Below are 15680 nucleotides of genomic sequence, written 5' to 3' on the forward strand. Positions count from 1 at the left end.
GCCCCGCCAGAGAATACAGAAACGCCCGCACCCCGAGCTGAGCTCAGAGTGCGGGCGCGAGGCGCGAAGGCGCGCTTACTTCTGGTTCTTCAGGCGCGAAGCCGAGCGAGCGCGCGACGTGGCGTCAAGCTCAACCTTGCGGATGCGGATGACCTCGGGGGTCACCTCGACGCACTCGTCCTCGCGGGCGAACTCAAGGCTCTCCTCGAGCGTGAGCACGCGGGGCGGGGTCATCGACTCGAACGAGTCTGACGAAGCCGCACGCATGTTGGTGAGCTTCTTCTCCTTGGTGATGTTCACGTCCATGTCTTCGGAACGCGAGTTCTCGCCAATGACCATACCCTCGTAGACCTCCTGCGTGGGCTGCACGAAGAAGCTCATGCGCTCCTGCAGGTTGATCATCGAGAACGGGGTGACAACGCCCGAGCGGTCGGCGACGATCGAACCGTTGTTACGGGTGACGATCTGGCCTGCCCACTCGTCGTATCCGTGCGAGATCGCGTTCGCGATGCCGGTGCCGCGGGTCGTGGTCATGAACTCCGAGCGGAAGCCGATGAGGCCACGCGCGGGGACGATGAACTCCATGCGAACCCAGCCGGTGCCGTTGTTCACCATGTTCTCCATGCGGCCCTTGCGAGCGGCGAGGAGCTGGGTGATCGCGCCGAGGTGCTCCTCGGGCGTATCGATCGTGAGGTGCTCGTAGGGCTCATGGGTCTTGCCGTCGATCTGCTTCGTGACCACCTGCGGCTTGCCGACGGTGAGCTCGAAGCCCTCGCGGCGCATGTTCTCGACGAGGATGGACAGGGCGAGCTCGCCGCGGCCCTGCACCTCCCACGCGTCGGGACGGTCGGTGTCGACAACCTTCAGCGAGACGTTACCGATGAGCTCGCGGTCAAGGCGGTCCTTGATCATGCGGGCGGTGAGCTTGTGGCCCTTCACCTTGCCGACGAGCGGCGACGTGTTCGCGCCGATCGTCATCGAGATTGCGGGCTCGTCGATCTCGATGAGCGGCAGTGGGCGGGTGTCTTCGGCGTCGGCGATGGTCTCACCAATGGTGATGTCCTCGATGCCAGCGATCGCGACGATGTCGCCGGGGCCCGCCTTCTCAGCCGGGTAGCGGGTGAGCGCCTTGGTGAGCATGAGCTCCGTGATGCGCACGTTCTGCTGGGTGCCGTCGCTCTTGACCCAGGCGACGGACTCGCCCTTGTGGATCCAGCCGTTGTGCACGCGCAGCAGCGCGATACGGCCGAGGAACGGCGAGGAGTCGAGGTTCGTGACGTGCGCCTGCAGCGGGTGCTCGTCATCGTACGTGGGCGCGGGAACCTGCTCGAGGATCACGCCGAAGAGCGCCTCAAGGGTGTCGCCGTCGGGGAGCGTGCCGTTGGCGGGCTCGTTCAGGCTCGATGCGCCAGCGCGGCCCGAGAGGTACACGACGGGCACGTCGAGGATCGCGTCAACGTCGATGTCGGGGTGCTCTTCAGCGATGTCCGAAGCCAGGCCGAGCAGCAGGTCCTGCGCCTCGCCGACGACCTCGGGGATACGAGCGTCGGGGCGGTCGGTCTTGTTGACCGCGAGGATCACGGGGTGCTTCGCCTCGAGCGCCTTGCGCAGCACGAAGCGGGTCTGAGGCAGCGGGCCCTCGGACGAGTCGACGAGCAGCACGACGCCGTCAACCATCGAGAGTGCGCGCTCGACCTCGCCGCCGAAGTCGGCGTGGCCCGGGGTGTCGACCACGTTGATGGTGATCGGACCGTTCTTCGCGTGCTCGCCCTCGTAGCTGATGGCGGTGTTCTTCGCGAGAATGGTGATGCCCTTCTCGCGCTCGAGGTCGTTGGAGTCCATGACGCGGTCATCGACGTCGGCGTGCGCGTCGAACGAGTTCGTCTGACGCAGCATGGCGTCAACGAGCGTGGTCTTGCCGTGGTCGACGTGTGCGACGATGGCGACGTTACGAAGGTCTTCGCGTGTGGCAAGAGCCATAGGGGTGGATCCTCACGATCAAAAAATAGCGAACGTTCTATCATACCCGTTCACGGCGCAACTCGCGACCCGCGCGGGAAATGCGCGAGTTGCGAAGCGGCCCGTGACGGGCCTCGGAGCGACGGCTGCCCCTGGACTCCGCGCCGCTAACCCCCGGCGCGGGTGCCCCTCTAGCGTAGTAGGTCGCCGCCCCGCTCGGGAAAGAGCGGGGCGGCGACACTGTCACCTTGCGCGGAGCAGCCCGCGCGGCACGCGAAGGATCCGGCGCCTAGTGCCCCTCCTCAGCCTCTCGGAGCGCGCGCGCCAGCGCCCTGCGCTCCGCCTGCTCGGCCGGGTCGGGCACGGGAAGCGACGCGAGCAGTCGCTGCGTGTACGCTTCCCGCGGCGCTCGGAGCACCTCGGAGGTCGAGCCGCTCTCGACGAGCTCGCCGCGGTACAGCACGCCGACGCGGTCGGCGAGCGCGTCGACGACGGCGAGGTCGTGCGTGATGAAGAGCGACGCGAACCCGAGCTCGGCCTGCAGCTCGGTGAACAGCTCGAGCACTCGCGCCTGCACCGAGACGTCGAGCGCGCTCGTCGGCTCGTCTGCGATGAGCAGCTTCGGGTCGAGCGCGAGGCCGCGCGCGAGCGAGGCGCGCTGGCGCTGCCCGCCCGAAAGCTCGTGCGGGTACCGATCGCCGTACGCGCGCGGCAGCTGCACTGACTCGAGCAGCGCGTCGACGCGCGGCCCCGCCTCCTGCAGCGAGCGGGAAACGCGGTGCACGATGAGCGGTTCGGCGACGTTCTCGGCGATCGTGAGCAGCGGGTTGAAGCTCGATGCCGGGTCCTGGAACACGAAGCCGATGCTCTTGCGGAGCGGCTTAAACCCCCGCTCCTTGAAGCCCACCATCTCGTGGCCGAGCACCGTGAGCGAGCCCCCGGTCGCGTCGGTGAGGCCGGCGATCGCGCGCCCGATCGTCGACTTGCCCGATCCCGATTCGCCGACGAGGCCGTAGACCTCGCCCGCCCTGATCTCGAAATCAACGCCGCGCACGGCCTTGAAGCCGGGCCGCCCGAGCCTGCCGGGGTACTGAATCTCGAGCCCGCGCGCGGCGACGAGCGTCGGTGCATCCTTCCCCGCAGACGCGAGACCCGAGGCGGGCGCAGGGTCAGCCGCGGGCCGATCCGCGGCGCGGATCCGGCCGTCGCCGAGCTTGAGCACTGCGCCGAGCAGCTGCTTCGTGTAGTCCTCGCGGGGGTTCACGAACACCTCCGCGACGGGCGCCTGCTCGACGACCTTGCCCTGGTACATCACGGCGACATCGTCGGCGAGGTCGGCGACGACGCCCATGTTGTGCGTGATGAGCAGGATCGCGGTGCCGAGGTCGTCCCTCAGCTTCCGCAGGAGGTCGAGGATCTCGGCCTGCACGGTCACGTCGAGCGCCGTCGTCGGCTCGTCAGCGACGATGAGCCCGGGCTTCAGCGCGAGCGCCATCGCGATCATGACGCGCTGCTTCTGCCCGCCCGAAAGCTGGTGCGGGAAGTAGTCGACGCGCTCCTCGGGGTCGGGGAGCCCGACGAGCGTGAGCATTTCGATTGCCCGCGCTCGCAGCTCTTTCTTCGAGAGCTTTTCGTGCGCGCGCAGCCCCTCAGCGATCTGCCAGCCGATCGGGTAGACGGGATTCAGGGCAGTCGAGGGCTCCTGGAACACCATCGCGACGTCCCTCCCCCGCACCGCGCGCAGCGCGTCGGCAGACAGCTGCAGCACGTCGCTCGTGCCGCTCCCGTCACGGGCGGCGAGCACCACGGAGCCCCGGGCGACCGCGGTCTCGGGCAGCAGCCCGAGCACGGTGCGCGCAGAAACGGTCTTGCCCGATCCTGATTCGCCGACGACCGCGAGCACGCGGCCCGGCTGCACCGCGAGCGAGACCCCCGCAACGGCCTTGACGTCACCGTGGTCGGTCGCGAACGTGACCTCGAGGTCGCGAATATCGAGCACATTACTCATCGCGCTCCCCCTTCTCGGTTGTGGTCATCGCGGTGCTCGCGACGACGCCGCTGCCCGCCTTCGCCTTCCTGCGGCTCCGCAGCCGCGGGTCGGCGAGGTCGTTCAGGCTCTCGCCCGTGAGCGTGAGGCCCATGACGATGAGCACGATCGCGACGCCGGGCCAGAGGCTCGTCCACCACACGCCGTTCGTGACGTCGCCGACGGCCTTGTTGAGGTCGTAGCCCCACTCCGCGGCCGAGTTTGGTTCGATGCCGAACCCGAGGAAGCCGAGGCCCGCGAGCGTCAGGATCGACTCAGACGCATTCAGAGTGAACACGAGCGGCAGCGACCGCGTCGAGTTGCGGAACACGTGTTTGAACATGATGCGCGACCGGCTCGCGCCGATGACGCGCGCCGACTCGACGAACGCCTCGGCCTTCACCCGCACAACCTCCGAGCGTACGACTCGGAAGTATTGCGGGATGAACACGACGGTGATCGACAGCGCGGCCGACCAGATGCCGCCCCACAGGCTCGACTGGCCGCCCGAGATGACGATCGACATCACGATCGCGAGCAAGAGCGACGGGAACGCGTAGATCGCGTCGGTGATCATTACGAGCACCCGGTCGAGCGCGCCGCCGATGTAGCCGGAGACGAGGCCGAGCAGGGAGCCCGCGAAGATCGACGAAAGTACCGCGATCACGATCGTGATGAGCGCGGTGCGCGACCCCCAAATGACGCGGGAGAGCACGTCGTAGCCGGCGATCGTCGTGCCGAACGGGTGCTCGGCCGACGGGGGCATGCGCGAGCCGAAGTCGCCATTCGGGCCTGACAGCGCGTGGAAGCTGTACGGCGCGATCAGCGGCGCAAACACGGCGAGCACGACGAACAGCGCGATGAGCGAGAGGCCCGCGATGAGCATGCCGCGCTGCAGCCCGACCGACTGGCGCAGCTGCTTGATGAGCGGCCACGAGTGCCAGCCGCGCTCGCGCGACGCACCCGCGGAGAGAATAATCGATGTCGTATCTGACACGTCAGTACCTCACTCTCGGGTCAATGAGCGCCGCAATCACGTCGACGACGAAGTTCGACAGCGCGACGATAACGGCGAGCAGCGCCACGATCCCCTGCACCGCGATGAAGTCGCGGGCGGCAAGGTAGTGGGCGAGCTGGAAGCCGAGGCCCTTCCACTCGAACGTCGTCTCGGTGAGCACGGCGCCGGCGAGCAGCATCGCGATCTGCATGCCGATCACGGTGATGATCGGGATCAGCGCGGGCCGGTACGCGTGCTTCGTGACGAGCCTGAACTCCTTCACACCGCGCGAGCGACCGGAGTCGATGTACTCGCGCCCGAGCGTGCCGATCATGTTCGTGCGCACGAGCCGGAGGAACACGCCAGCGGTCATGAGACCGAGCGTGAGCGCGGGGAGGATCGCGTGCACAAGCACGTCGCCAACGTTCGCCATGTTGCCGGTGCGGAACGCGTCGATGAGGTAGAAACCCGACGGGCTATCGAGCATTTGGATCTGCAGCTCGGTGCCGATCGAGGCGCGGCCCGACACGGGCAGCCAGCCGAGCCAGACGCCGAAGATGAGTTTCATGAGCAGGCCCGAGAAGAACACGGGCGTCGCGTAGGTGAGGATCGCGAAGACGCGCAGCGTCGCATCCGGGCCGCGGTCGCGGTAGTACGCGGCGAGCATGCCGAGCGGGATGCCGACGGCGAAGGCAACGATGAGCGTGAAGAACGCGAGCTCGAGCGTCGCCGAGCCGAACGTGACGATCACCTCGGTGACGGGCCGGTGGTCGCTGATCGTCGTGCCAAAGTTGCCGGTGAAGACCTGGCCGAGGTACTCGAAGTACTGGGTGAGCACGGGCCGGTCGTAGCCGGCGTCGTGGATGCGCTTCGCGAGCTCGTCGGGCGGCAGTTTGCCGCCGACGGAGGCAGTGATCGGGTCGCCGATGGTGCGCATCAGCAGGAACACCATCGTGACGAGGATGAAGACTGTCGGGATGATGAGCACGGCCCGCCACAGAATGTAGCGCCAGAGCCCACCGCCCGAGGGGCGTTTGGGTGCCTTCGGCGGTGAAGCCACCCCTGAAGTAGCAAGAGATGTCATGATGCTCACACTGGACAGGGAGGGAACCCGTGGGCCCCCTCCCTGTCACAGCCGTGTGTGCCTTAGTTCTTCGTGATCGTTCCGAGGCGGAACTTGAACGAACCGTCGAGCACGACGCCGTCGATCGCGTCGGTCGTGACCGCGACCTGCGTGCCCTGGAGCAGCGGGATCATCGGAACATCCTTCGCGACCTCAGCCTGCGTGTCCTCGATGAGCTTCGTGCGAGCGTCGGCGTCGGTTTCGACGCGCTCCTTCGCGATGAGCTCGTTCGTGGTGGCCGAGTTGTAGTGGTTGTTGAAGAAGCCACCGTTCTCGAAGAACGGGGTGAGGAAGTTATCCGCGTCCGAGAAGTCGGGGAACCAGCCGAGCTGGTACATCGGGTACGCGTCCTTCGGGAAGTCCTCCGAGTACTGGCCCCACTCGGTCGACTGCAGGTCGACCTTGAAGACGCCGTCAGCCTCGAGCTGCTGCTTCACGAGCGCGTACTCCTCAGCTGAGGCGTCGCCGTAATGGTCGGGGTTGTACTGCAGCTGCAGGGTGACGGGCTCGGTAATGCCTGCCGCCTCGAGGCGGGCCTTCGCCGCGGCAGCGTCGGGGCCGCCCTGCTTGTCACCGTAGAGCTCCTGGAACGCGTCGGTTGCGCCGGTGAAGCCCTGCGCAACCGGGCTGTAGAGCGGCGTGAACGTGTCTTTGTAGACCTGCGTCGCGATCTTCTGGCGATCGATGAGGTCTGCGGCCGCCTGGCGCACAGCGAGCGCCTTCGCCGGGTCAGCATCGGGGGTCTTCGCGCCGAACGGCTGCGTATCGAAGTTGAAGACGATGTAACGGATTGCGCCGCCGGGGCCGTCAACGAGCTTCAGCCCGTCGGTCTTCCCGAGCTTCTCGGTGTCCGTCGCCGACAGGCTGCGGAACGCAACGTCGATCGCCTTCGTCTCCATCGCCTGCGAGAGGTTCGTCTCGTTGGCGAAGTACTTCACGTTGACGTCGGCGGTCTTCGCCGCGCCCCACTGGCCCTGATAGCCGTCGTACGCCTTGTACGAGGCGAGGTCGTTCTTCTTGAAGTTCTCGAGCGTGTACTGACCTGCGAACGCCTTGCCCTTGACGATCTCCTCGTCGGTCGCGAGCTTGTCGGCGGGGAACACATCCTCATCGACGATCGGCGCGACGGGGGTCGACAGCACCTGCGGGAAGGTCTGGTCGTTGCCGTCCTTCAGGTGGAAGACGACGGTCGTGTCGTCGACGGCCTCGACCTTGTCGAGGTTCGCGAGGAGGCTCGACGGGCCGCTCGGGTCGGCAATCGCGACCTGGCGATCGAACGAGTGCTTCACGTCGGAGCTCGTGAGGTCGTTGCCGTTCGCGAACTTCAGGCCGGCCTTGAGCTTCACCGTGTACTCGGTGGGGCTCGTGAACTCGGCCGACTCAGCGATGTCGGGGGCGACGTCGCTCGAGCCAATCTCGTGGTTGAGCAGGAACGGGTAGACGTTCGTCATGACGGCGAACGAGCCGTTGTCGTACGAGCCTGCCGGGTCGAGTGCCGTCACGACATCTGTCGTACCGACGGTGATCGAGCCCCCGCCCGATCCCCCACCGTTACCGCCGGCGTTGTCGCCGCCAGACGCGCACGAGCTCAAGAGCAGCGCCGCCGCGCCCGCGAGTGCGACAGAAGTAAAAAGCGTCTTCTTCAATTCTTCCTCCATTGGAAACTCATACGAGCATCAATGCCCGTACTAATTGCGTTTCAGATCACTTCACACACTAGTGGGCCATTGCCCCAAGCGATAAACCGCTTGTAACAATGGCCCACGAATTGTGACCTAGGGAAGGCGCTCGGTGTCGCCGCGCCCTAGTTTTGGCTACGCCTGCGCACCAGCCTGACCGCCGCCGGCGAACGGCGCAGAGCCGCTTCCAGCGACAGGAGTGTGCGGTACGTGGTCTCCGGCTTCGACAATGCCGAGCTCGATCGAGGCGCCCGGGATCGCGGCGAGGAGGTTCTTCGTGTACTCCTGCTGCGGGTTCTCGAACACTTCCTCGGTCGTCGCCTGCTCAACGATCTTGCCCTGCTGCATCACGCACACGCGGTCAGCGATCAGGCGCACGACCGCGAGGTCGTGCGTGATGAAGAGGTAGGTGAGCCCCAGGTCGCGCTGCAGCTCGGCAAGCAGATCAAGGATCTGCGCCTGCACGAGCACGTCAAGCGCGGAGACAGCCTCGTCAAGGACGAGGATCTCGGGCTTGAGCGCAAGGCCGCGCGCGACTGCCACGCGCTGGCGCTGACCGCCAGAGAGCTCGTTCGGGTAGCGCGTCGCGAGCTCTCGCGGCAGCGATACCTGGTCGAGCAGCTCAAGCACGCGCTGCTTCCGGCTCTCGCGATCACCCACGTTGTGGATGTTCAGCGGCTCCATGATCGTGTTGCCGATGTTGCGGAGGGGGTCGAGCGAGCCGTACGGGTCCTGGAAGACCGGCTGCAGCTTGGAGCGGAGCTCGAACAGCTCGCTCGAGCTCATGCCGGCCGTTTCCTTGCCAGCGATCCGCACCGAGCCACCGCTCGGCTCTTCGAGCTGCAGCACCATCTTCGCGATCGTCGACTTGCCAGAGCCCGACTCGCCCACGAGCGCGAGGGTCTCCCCCTTGCGGATCGTGAAGGTAGCACCGTCTACGGCCACAAAGTCTTCGCTGCCAAAGTTCCCCTTGCGCAGCTTGTAGACCTTGCGCAGGTTCTCGACCTCGATGACGGGCTCGCCCGGCTTGCTGCCGTGCCCTTCTGCCTCGGCAAGCGCAGCGACGTCAAACGTGCTTGTCGGAGCGGCGGGCATGGTTGCCTCCGCACCGATCCTGCGCGATGCGAGGCTCGGCGCCGCAGCCACGAGCCGCTTCGTGTACGGGTGCTGCGGGCGCTGGAGAATCTCCTTGCTCGGCCCCGACTCGACGATGTTGCCCTTGTACATGACGATGAGCTTCTCGGCCCGCTCGGCGGCGAGGCCGAGGTCGTGCGTAATGAAGACAACGGCGGTACCCAGCTCGCTCGTGAGCTTCGCGAGGTGGTCGAGCACCACGCGCTGCACAGTCACGTCGAGTGCGCTCGTCGGCTCGTCAGCGATGAGCAGCTGCGGGCTCGCGGAGAGGCCGATGCCGATGAGGGCGCGCTGCTTCATACCGCCAGAGAACTGGTGCGGGTACTGGCGCATGCGACGCTCTGCGTCCTGCAAACCGGCCTGTTCGAGCACCTCGATCGCGCGGGCCTTGGCTTCCTTCTTGGTCTTGGCGAGTCCGTTCGCACGGATCGCCTCCTCCACCTGGAAGCCGACGGACCACACCGGGTTGAGGTTCGACATCGGATCCTGCGGCACGAGACCGATCTCGCGGCCGCGAATGGTCTCCATGTCACGGCGCCCGATACCAACGAGCTCGCGCCCGTTCCACTGCACTGAGCCATCGGTGACGCGGCCGGTGCCCGGAAGGAGGTTGATCACGGCGTGCATCGTTGTCGACTTGCCCGAGCCCGACTCGCCAACAATGGCGACGGTCTCACCCGGGAAGACATCGAAGTTGATGCCGTGGATGACCTCGTTCGGCTCCTTCTTCGTGCCGAACGCAACGCGGAGATCGCGAACGCTGAGCAGTGGCTCGTTCATCGCTGCTGCACTCTGCTGCTGATTAGTCGTCTGATCGCTCATCGGCGAGCCCTCGCCTTCGGATCAAGCGCGTCTCGCACGACCTCACCAAGCATGATGAAGCCGAGCACCGTGATGGTGAGCGCGATGGACGGGTAAATAAGGTTCTGCGGACGCGTGCGGAGCTGCGTCTGGGCGGCCGAGATGTCGTTGCCCCAGCTCAGGAACTGCCCGGGAGGCAGCCCGACGCCCAGGAACGACAGGGTCGCCTCAGCAACGATCGCCGCGGAGAGCGACAGCGTGGTCACCACGATCACCGGAGCGATCGAGTTCGGCAGCACGTGCTTCACAAGGGTCTTGAAGCGCGAGAGGCCGAGTGCCTCCGACGCCATCACGAAGTCGCTGTTCTTCACGCGCAGGATCTCGGCACGCAAGATACGCGCCGTAACCGGCCACGAGAAGGCGCCGATCGCGAGCGCGATCACGAAGATGTTGCGGTGCGCGGAAAGCACGCTCATCACGACAACGGCAGCGAGGATGTAAGGGATCGAGAAGAACACGTCGCCGAGGCGCGAGAGGACGGTGTCGACCCAGCCGCCGAAGAAGCCGGCGAGTGCGCCCATGATCGTTCCGACCACAAAGGTGAGCACGATCACGGCGATGCCAACGGACACCGACGTCGAGGTGCCGTGGATGACGCGCGAATAGATGTCGCAGCCCTGCTTGTCAAAGCCGAGCGGGTGGCCCGCAATCGCATCCTGGTTCGAGAACGCAAGCTTGCAGGAGCGGGGATCGATCTGAGTGAAGAGTGTCGGGAAAAGCGACACGACAAGCACGAGCAGGATGATCGCAGCCGAGATCCAGAACATCGGGCGCTTGCGCATGTCGCGCCAAGCGTCGCTCCAGAGCGTCGCCTTCTTGCTGTCGACCTTCACGGCGTCGACGGCGACAACGGGGGTCTCGTCGACGGGAGCAACGAAGTGCTCGAGGCGGGGGTTATGTTCGTTGTTCTTAGGCTCAGGCATAGCGAATCCTCGGGTCGAGCACGGCGTAGAGCAGATCGACGATCAGGTTCACGCCCAGGTAGACAAGCACCATCACCGTCACAAACGAGACGACGGTCGCGTTCTCTCCGCGAGTGATGGCCTGGTAGAGCGTGTTACCGACACCGGGCACATTGAAGATGCCCTCGGTAACTGTCGCGCCGACGAGCAGCACGCCGAAGTTGGCGGCGCTGTTCGTGATCGTTGGGATCAGGGAGTTACGCAGCACGTGCACGGGTACGACGCGCGAACGCGACAGGCCCTTGGCGTAAGCGGTACGCACGAAGTCCTGGTTCAGGGTGTCGATCACCGAGGAGCGGGTCAGACGCATCGAGGTCGCATACAGGCTGATGCCGAGCACAATGGCGGGCAGCAGCAGCGCCTTGATCGAGGTGTCGGAGCCAACAGTCGCGGGGAACCATTTGAGGTTCAACCCGAGGGTGTACTGCGCGATGAACGCGACGACGAAGATCGGCACACTCATGAAGATCAGGCCGATGATGAGGTTGACGTTGTCGAAGAGCTTGCCCTTGCGCAGGCCCGAGAACAGGCCAATGACGACCGCGAGCACGAGCTCGATGGCGATCGCCATGATCGCGAGCGTCGCGGTGATCGGGAAGGTCCTCGCAAGGATCTCGCTCACCGGCTGGCCCGAGAAGCTCGTGCCGAAGTCGCCGACGAACACACCCTTGAGGTACAGGAGGTACTGCACGATGAAGGGCTTGTCGAGGTTATATTGCGCGTGCAGCCGCTCAAGCTGCGCTGCGCTCGGGGTCTTGTCGCCGAACATGGCGAGGATGGGGTCGCCGGGCATGGCGAACACCATGAAGTAGATGAGGAAGGTGGTGCCCAAGAGCACAGGGATCACCTGCAGGATACGGAAAAGGATGTATCTCAGCACGTCACTCCCCCTCGCTGCTGAATGTGGGTAAACATGTTGCGTAGTCTCTCGCAGTTGTGGCGCGAAGCGAAACGAAAACTCCGGTGTTTTCTCGTTCGCAAGATTAATTCCTATTCAAACTCTGGCCGAGCCCGAACGGGCCGAAGCCCCGGACACGCAGTCCGGGGCTTCGGTGTTGAAGTGCGTTACTTCTTGGTGATCTCGTTGTACAGGGGTACAGAGTTCCAGCCGAACGTGACATTGTCAACGTCCGTGCCGAAGCCACCAACAACGTTGGAGTACCACAGCGGGATCGCGGGGAGGTCCTGCAGCAGGATCTCCTGTGCAGCCTCAAACTTCGCGTTCGCTGCATCGACGTCGCTCTCAGCAAGGCCCTCTGCGAGGAGCTTGTCGAACTCGGGGTTCGAGTAGTCGCCGTCGTTCGACGATGCGCCGGTCTGGTAGAGCGGTGCGAGGAAGTTGTAGAGACCCGGGTAGTCAGCCTGCCAACCGGTGCGGAACGCGGTCTTGATGCTGCGGCTGGTGACCTCGGTGCGGATCTCCTGGAACGTTGCGTAGGGCTTGCCCGACGCCTCGATGCCGAGGGTGTTCTTCACGCTGTTGGTGACAGCGTCAACCCAGCCCTGGTGTCCACCGTCACCGTTGTACGCGATCTCGAGCGAGCCCGACCACGGTGCGATTGCGTCGGCCTCAGCCCACAGCTTCTTCGCCTGCTCGGGGTCGTACTTCACGCTTGCGACGTTCTTGAGGTCGTCGCTCCAGCCGTTGATCACCGGCGAGGTGAAGTCAACAGCGGGGGTGCGGGTGCCGTCGAAGATCACGTCGGTGATCTCTTCACGGTCGAACGACATCGAGATTGCCTGGCGGCGGAGCTTGCCCTCTTCGCCGCTGAAGTGCTCGAAGGTCTCGGGGATGGTGAAGGTCTGCACGATAGCGGCAGGCTGGTTCACGGTGCGGCCGTCGAGATCGGTCTCGTAGCTTGCGAATGCCGACTCGGGGACAGCGTCGAGCACGTCGAGCTTGCCGTCCTGGAGGTCAACGTACGCAGCGTCCTGCGAAGCGTAGAAGATGATGGTCAGGCCATCGTTCTCAACCTTGCGCGGGCCGGCGTAGTCCTCGTTCTTGACGAGCTCGATCTGCACGTCGTGCTGCCAAGCCTTCTCGTCAGCGAGCTTGTACATGCCGTTGCCGACAGGTGCCTCACCGAACTCCTTGGTGACGGCACCCTTGTCGTCAAACGCCACTGCGGGGAGCGGGTAGAACGACGAGTAGCCGAGCTGCAGCGGGAAGTCAGCCTGGGGAGTGTTGAGCTTCACGACGAAGGTCGTGTCGTCGACGACCTCAAGGCCGGTGAGCTCCGAGTCCTCGGTCTCGTTGAAGCCCTGGATGTTCGCGAACCACGACTGGTTCTTACGAGCGTTCGATGCCTGTGCTGCATCGTTCCACGCCTTGGTGAAGGACTCAGCGGTGACGGGGTCACCGTTGGTGAACTTCGTGCCACCCTTGATCTTGATGGTGAACTCGGTCGAGTCAGCGTTTGCCTCGATCGACTCAGCGAGTTCGTTTGCCGGGGTGCCGTCTGCGCTGTACGACACGAGGCCGGCGAACATCACGTCAAGAATCTTGCCGCCGCCAACTTCGTTGGTGTCGCTAGGGATCAGGCCGCTTTCCGGCTCCGAGCCGTTCGTCGTAACAAAGGCGCTGCCGCTGCCCTTGTCTCCACCCTTGTCGCCTCCGCCGGTCGAGCAACCGGTAAGTGCCAGGGAGCCCGCTGCGGCGAGGGCAACAATGCCCAGCCCGATGCGTGAACGCTTCACTGGTTTCCTCCTTGTATTGACTCTCGACCCGTACCGAAGTGACGTGCGGTGCACACCGGAAAATGGGTCCAGAGTATGTAGGTATTTCCGCTTCGCAGTTTAGGCCACCGCGATCTGCCTATGCGAATCTTGTGACCCCTCGTGACTTACTCGTAACCGTGGCGCGAGCCTCCGCCAAAGCAATCGCCAACATGTGCCGGAAACTTGTGTAAATCATGCAATTTCTTCGGCATACCTGAGCTTCTGGCCTCCATATAGCCTAGGTAGCTGACGTGATCCGCCGTGCTCGCGCAAAATCTCTCAGCCCGGATTTCCCGCTCCCCCGGTAGCCTGGGCAGGTGGCCCAACATCACCGTCTTCCCGTCCCCCGGGCGCAGCGCGCGCGGCTGCGGTGGGAGCTCGCGATCGTCCTCGCGCTGTCGTTCGGGTACGCGGGGGCCCGGGCCATCATCACGATCGTCGAGCGCATGGCCCAAGACACGGCCCTCGCGAATCAGACGGCCACGATCAACAGGCCGATGTCGGGCCAGCAGTACTTCGACCTCGCCTACCAGCTCCTCGGCATCGTCGGCGGTCTCGCCCCTGTCGCACTCGTCGTATTCTTGCTCTGGCGGGAGCGCGCGCCGCACCTCGGTGATCTCGGGCTCGGTTCACGCCCGCTCACACTCACCGGAGCTCCCGGGGGCATGAGCTTCGCTCAGCTCGCGAGCGGCCGCGGCGGTTGGCCGTGGCTTCGCGAATCGGGCTACGGGTTTCTGCTCGCGGCCGCGATCGGCATCCCGGGGCTCGTCTTCTACGTCTTCGCAAAGTGGATCGGCATCAACACCACTGTCGTCCCGACGGCGCTCGACGCGTACTGGTGGACAGTGCCGATTCTCGTGCTCCAGGCCGCGCGGGCCGCAATCAGCGAAGAACTCATCGTCGTCGCCTACCTCTTCGACCGGCTCAAGCGGCTGGGAGTCAGCGTATGGGCGACGGTCATCACGAGCGCACTGCTGCGCGGCAGCTACCACCTCTACCAGGGCTTCGGCGGCTTCATCGGCAATGTCGTGATGGGGCTCGTCTTCGGATGGGCGTACCAGCGCTGGGGTCGCTCGCTGCCGCTCATCGTTGCGCACCTGCTGCTCGACATCGTGAGCTTCGTGGGGTACCCGCTCGCGCTCGCGCTGTGGCCCGCGCTGTTCGGGTAACACCCCAACGACACGCAACAGCCACCGCTGACACCCCATCCCATGGCCCACAGGAACGCCCCACAAAAGCCCACAGGAACGCCCGACAAACAGCTTTGTCTGCGTTTTGACGTAGTTACGGGGTCGCAACTACGTCAAAACGCAGACAAAGTGGTGGATCAGGGCCGGGCCCAGCCCCGGCGTACCTGCTAGAGCGGCTTCGCGCTGTCGGCCACAGCCTGCATGAGGCCCCAGACCTCGTCGTACAGCTTGGTGTCGGCCTCGCAGGTTCCCTCAGGGCGCACAACCGTCCAGGTGTTCCCTTCGCCCTTCTCGATACCCCAGGGGCTCTTCCCCTCCGGGCTGCGCATCGCGGAGCACGAGTCGGGGAACGAGTTCATGAGGCCTGATTCGAACATCACACGCTCGGGCGGCCCAGCGTGATAGAACCACTGCGGGTTCGTGAGCTTCTGCGAGGACTGCACGGAGATGCCCGCGTACGAGATGTCCATCGAGATCGGGTTCGGGCCTACGTCGACCTTCGGCGCCTCTTCAACCTCGGGCTCCTCCGGCGTGGGCGGGGCTGTCTCAGTCTCGGTGGTTTCCGGCGTCGTGGTCGTCGGCGCGGGGGCCTCGGTTGTCGGTGCGGGCTTCTCCTCACCGCCGCCGCGCAGGGCGTTCACGACGAGCAGCGCCCCGACAAGCGCGAGCACGGCCACACCAGCGACGATAATCCACGGTAGGGCCGCGTTCGAGCGCTTGCCCTCAGCCGGAACGGGCCGAGTCGGCAGCTCTTGCCGAGCCTCGCGGTTCGTGCGACCGCGCACGGGGGCGGGCGCGAAGGGCGCGGTCTGCGCGTCAGGGTTTACCGCGGAGCGCGGTGCTGGGCCGCGGTCCGCCCGGGGGCGTACGGCCGGCGCTGGTTCAAAGGCTCGTGTGGCGGCCGAGGTGTCGACGCTGTCCGCCGTCGGGTTCGCCGAAGTTTCGAGGGCGCCGGTCTCGGTGTCATCCGAGTCAAGCGGTCCAAAGAGTTCTTCCAAAGGGTCTCTGCTCACAAGAACAGCCTAAACGAC

Annotated in this window: 11 protein-coding genes; 1 reads left to right on the forward strand and 10 read right to left on the reverse strand. The window is 65.2% G+C overall.

The genetic code is table 11. The features are described from left to right. Window positions 1–75 precede the first annotated feature (75 nt). From typA to FB468_RS16195, 9 genes are all read right to left on the reverse strand, one after another. A complete protein-coding gene (gene typA / locus FB468_RS16155) occupies window positions 76–1980 on the reverse strand; it encodes a translational GTPase TypA (protein WP_141888793.1) in 1905 nt (634 codons plus the stop codon). Between the two features lie 268 nt (window positions 1981–2248). After that, window positions 2249–3967 (reverse strand): dipeptide ABC transporter ATP-binding protein, encoded by a 1719-nt coding sequence (locus tag FB468_RS16160; RefSeq protein ID WP_141888795.1) that lies wholly within the window; start codon window positions 3965–3967, stop codon window positions 2249–2251. Further along, entirely contained in the window at window positions 3960–4961 is a 1002-nt protein-coding gene (locus FB468_RS16165; protein WP_425460828.1) for an ABC transporter permease, read from the reverse strand. The genes FB468_RS16160 and FB468_RS16165 overlap by 8 nt, the downstream gene beginning before the upstream one ends. 22 nt (window positions 4962–4983) lie before the next feature. Further along, a complete protein-coding gene (locus FB468_RS16170; protein WP_141888797.1) occupies window positions 4984–6066 on the reverse strand; it encodes an ABC transporter permease in 1083 nt (360 codons plus the stop codon). A 62-nt stretch (window positions 6067–6128) separates the two neighbouring features. Beyond that, entirely contained in the window at window positions 6129–7763 is a 1635-nt protein-coding gene (locus FB468_RS16175) for an ABC transporter substrate-binding protein (protein ID WP_141888808.1), read from the reverse strand. Window positions 7764–7919: 156 nt separating this feature from the next. Next, entirely contained in the window at window positions 7920–9740 is a 1821-nt protein-coding gene (locus FB468_RS16180; RefSeq protein WP_141888810.1) for a dipeptide ABC transporter ATP-binding protein, read from the reverse strand. Beyond that, window positions 9737–10702 (reverse strand): ABC transporter permease, encoded by a 966-nt coding sequence (locus FB468_RS16185; protein ID WP_141888812.1) that lies wholly within the window; start codon window positions 10700–10702, stop codon window positions 9737–9739. The genes FB468_RS16180 and FB468_RS16185 overlap by 4 nt, the downstream gene beginning before the upstream one ends. Continuing rightward, complete coding sequence (locus FB468_RS16190; protein ID WP_141888814.1) at window positions 10695–11621, reverse strand: ABC transporter permease; 927 nt, start codon at window positions 11619–11621, stop codon at window positions 10695–10697. The genes FB468_RS16185 and FB468_RS16190 overlap by 8 nt, the downstream gene beginning before the upstream one ends. A gap of 185 nt (window positions 11622–11806) precedes the next feature. Then, on the reverse strand, window positions 11807–13438 hold the full coding sequence (locus FB468_RS16195; RefSeq protein ID WP_141888817.1) for a peptide ABC transporter substrate-binding protein: 1632 nt from the start codon (window positions 13436–13438) through the stop codon (window positions 11807–11809). 338 nt (window positions 13439–13776) lie between these two features. Between FB468_RS16195 and FB468_RS16200 the strand changes: the two genes are divergently transcribed. Then, entirely contained in the window at window positions 13777–14628 is an 852-nt protein-coding gene (locus FB468_RS16200) for a CPBP family intramembrane glutamic endopeptidase (RefSeq protein WP_141888818.1), read from the forward strand. 188 nt (window positions 14629–14816) lie between these two features. Here FB468_RS16200 and FB468_RS17195 read toward each other — a convergent pair whose 3' ends face one another. Next, window positions 14817–15662, reverse strand: coding sequence for a hypothetical protein (locus FB468_RS17195; RefSeq protein ID WP_170219798.1), 846 nt, complete (start codon window positions 15660–15662; stop codon window positions 14817–14819). Window positions 15663–15680 lie beyond the last annotated feature (18 nt).

It is taken from the genome of Leucobacter komagatae (assembly GCF_006716085.1).
In the GTDB taxonomy this organism is placed as follows: domain Bacteria; phylum Actinomycetota; class Actinomycetes; order Actinomycetales; family Microbacteriaceae; genus Leucobacter; species Leucobacter komagatae.

Excerpts from the sequence above, each read along its gene's own strand:
- FB468_RS16180 (WP_141888810.1), bottom strand. The coding sequence starts at position 9,740 with ATGAGCGATCAGACGACTAATCAGCAGCAGAGTGCAGCAGCGATGAAC.
- typA (WP_141888793.1), bottom strand. The coding sequence starts at position 1,980 with ATGGCTCTTGCCACACGCGAAGACCTTCGTAACGTCGCCATCGTCGCA.
- FB468_RS16185 (WP_141888812.1), bottom strand. The coding sequence starts at position 10,702 with ATGCCTGAGCCTAAGAACAACGAACATAACCCCCGCCTCGAGCACTTC.
- FB468_RS16170 (WP_141888797.1), bottom strand. The coding sequence starts at position 6,066 with ATGACATCTCTTGCTACTTCAGGGGTGGCTTCACCGCCGAAGGCACCC.
- FB468_RS16175 (WP_141888808.1), bottom strand. The coding sequence starts at position 7,763 with ATGGAGGAAGAATTGAAGAAGACGCTTTTTACTTCTGTCGCACTCGCG.
- FB468_RS16160 (WP_141888795.1), bottom strand. The coding sequence starts at position 3,967 with ATGAGTAATGTGCTCGATATTCGCGACCTCGAGGTCACGTTCGCGACC.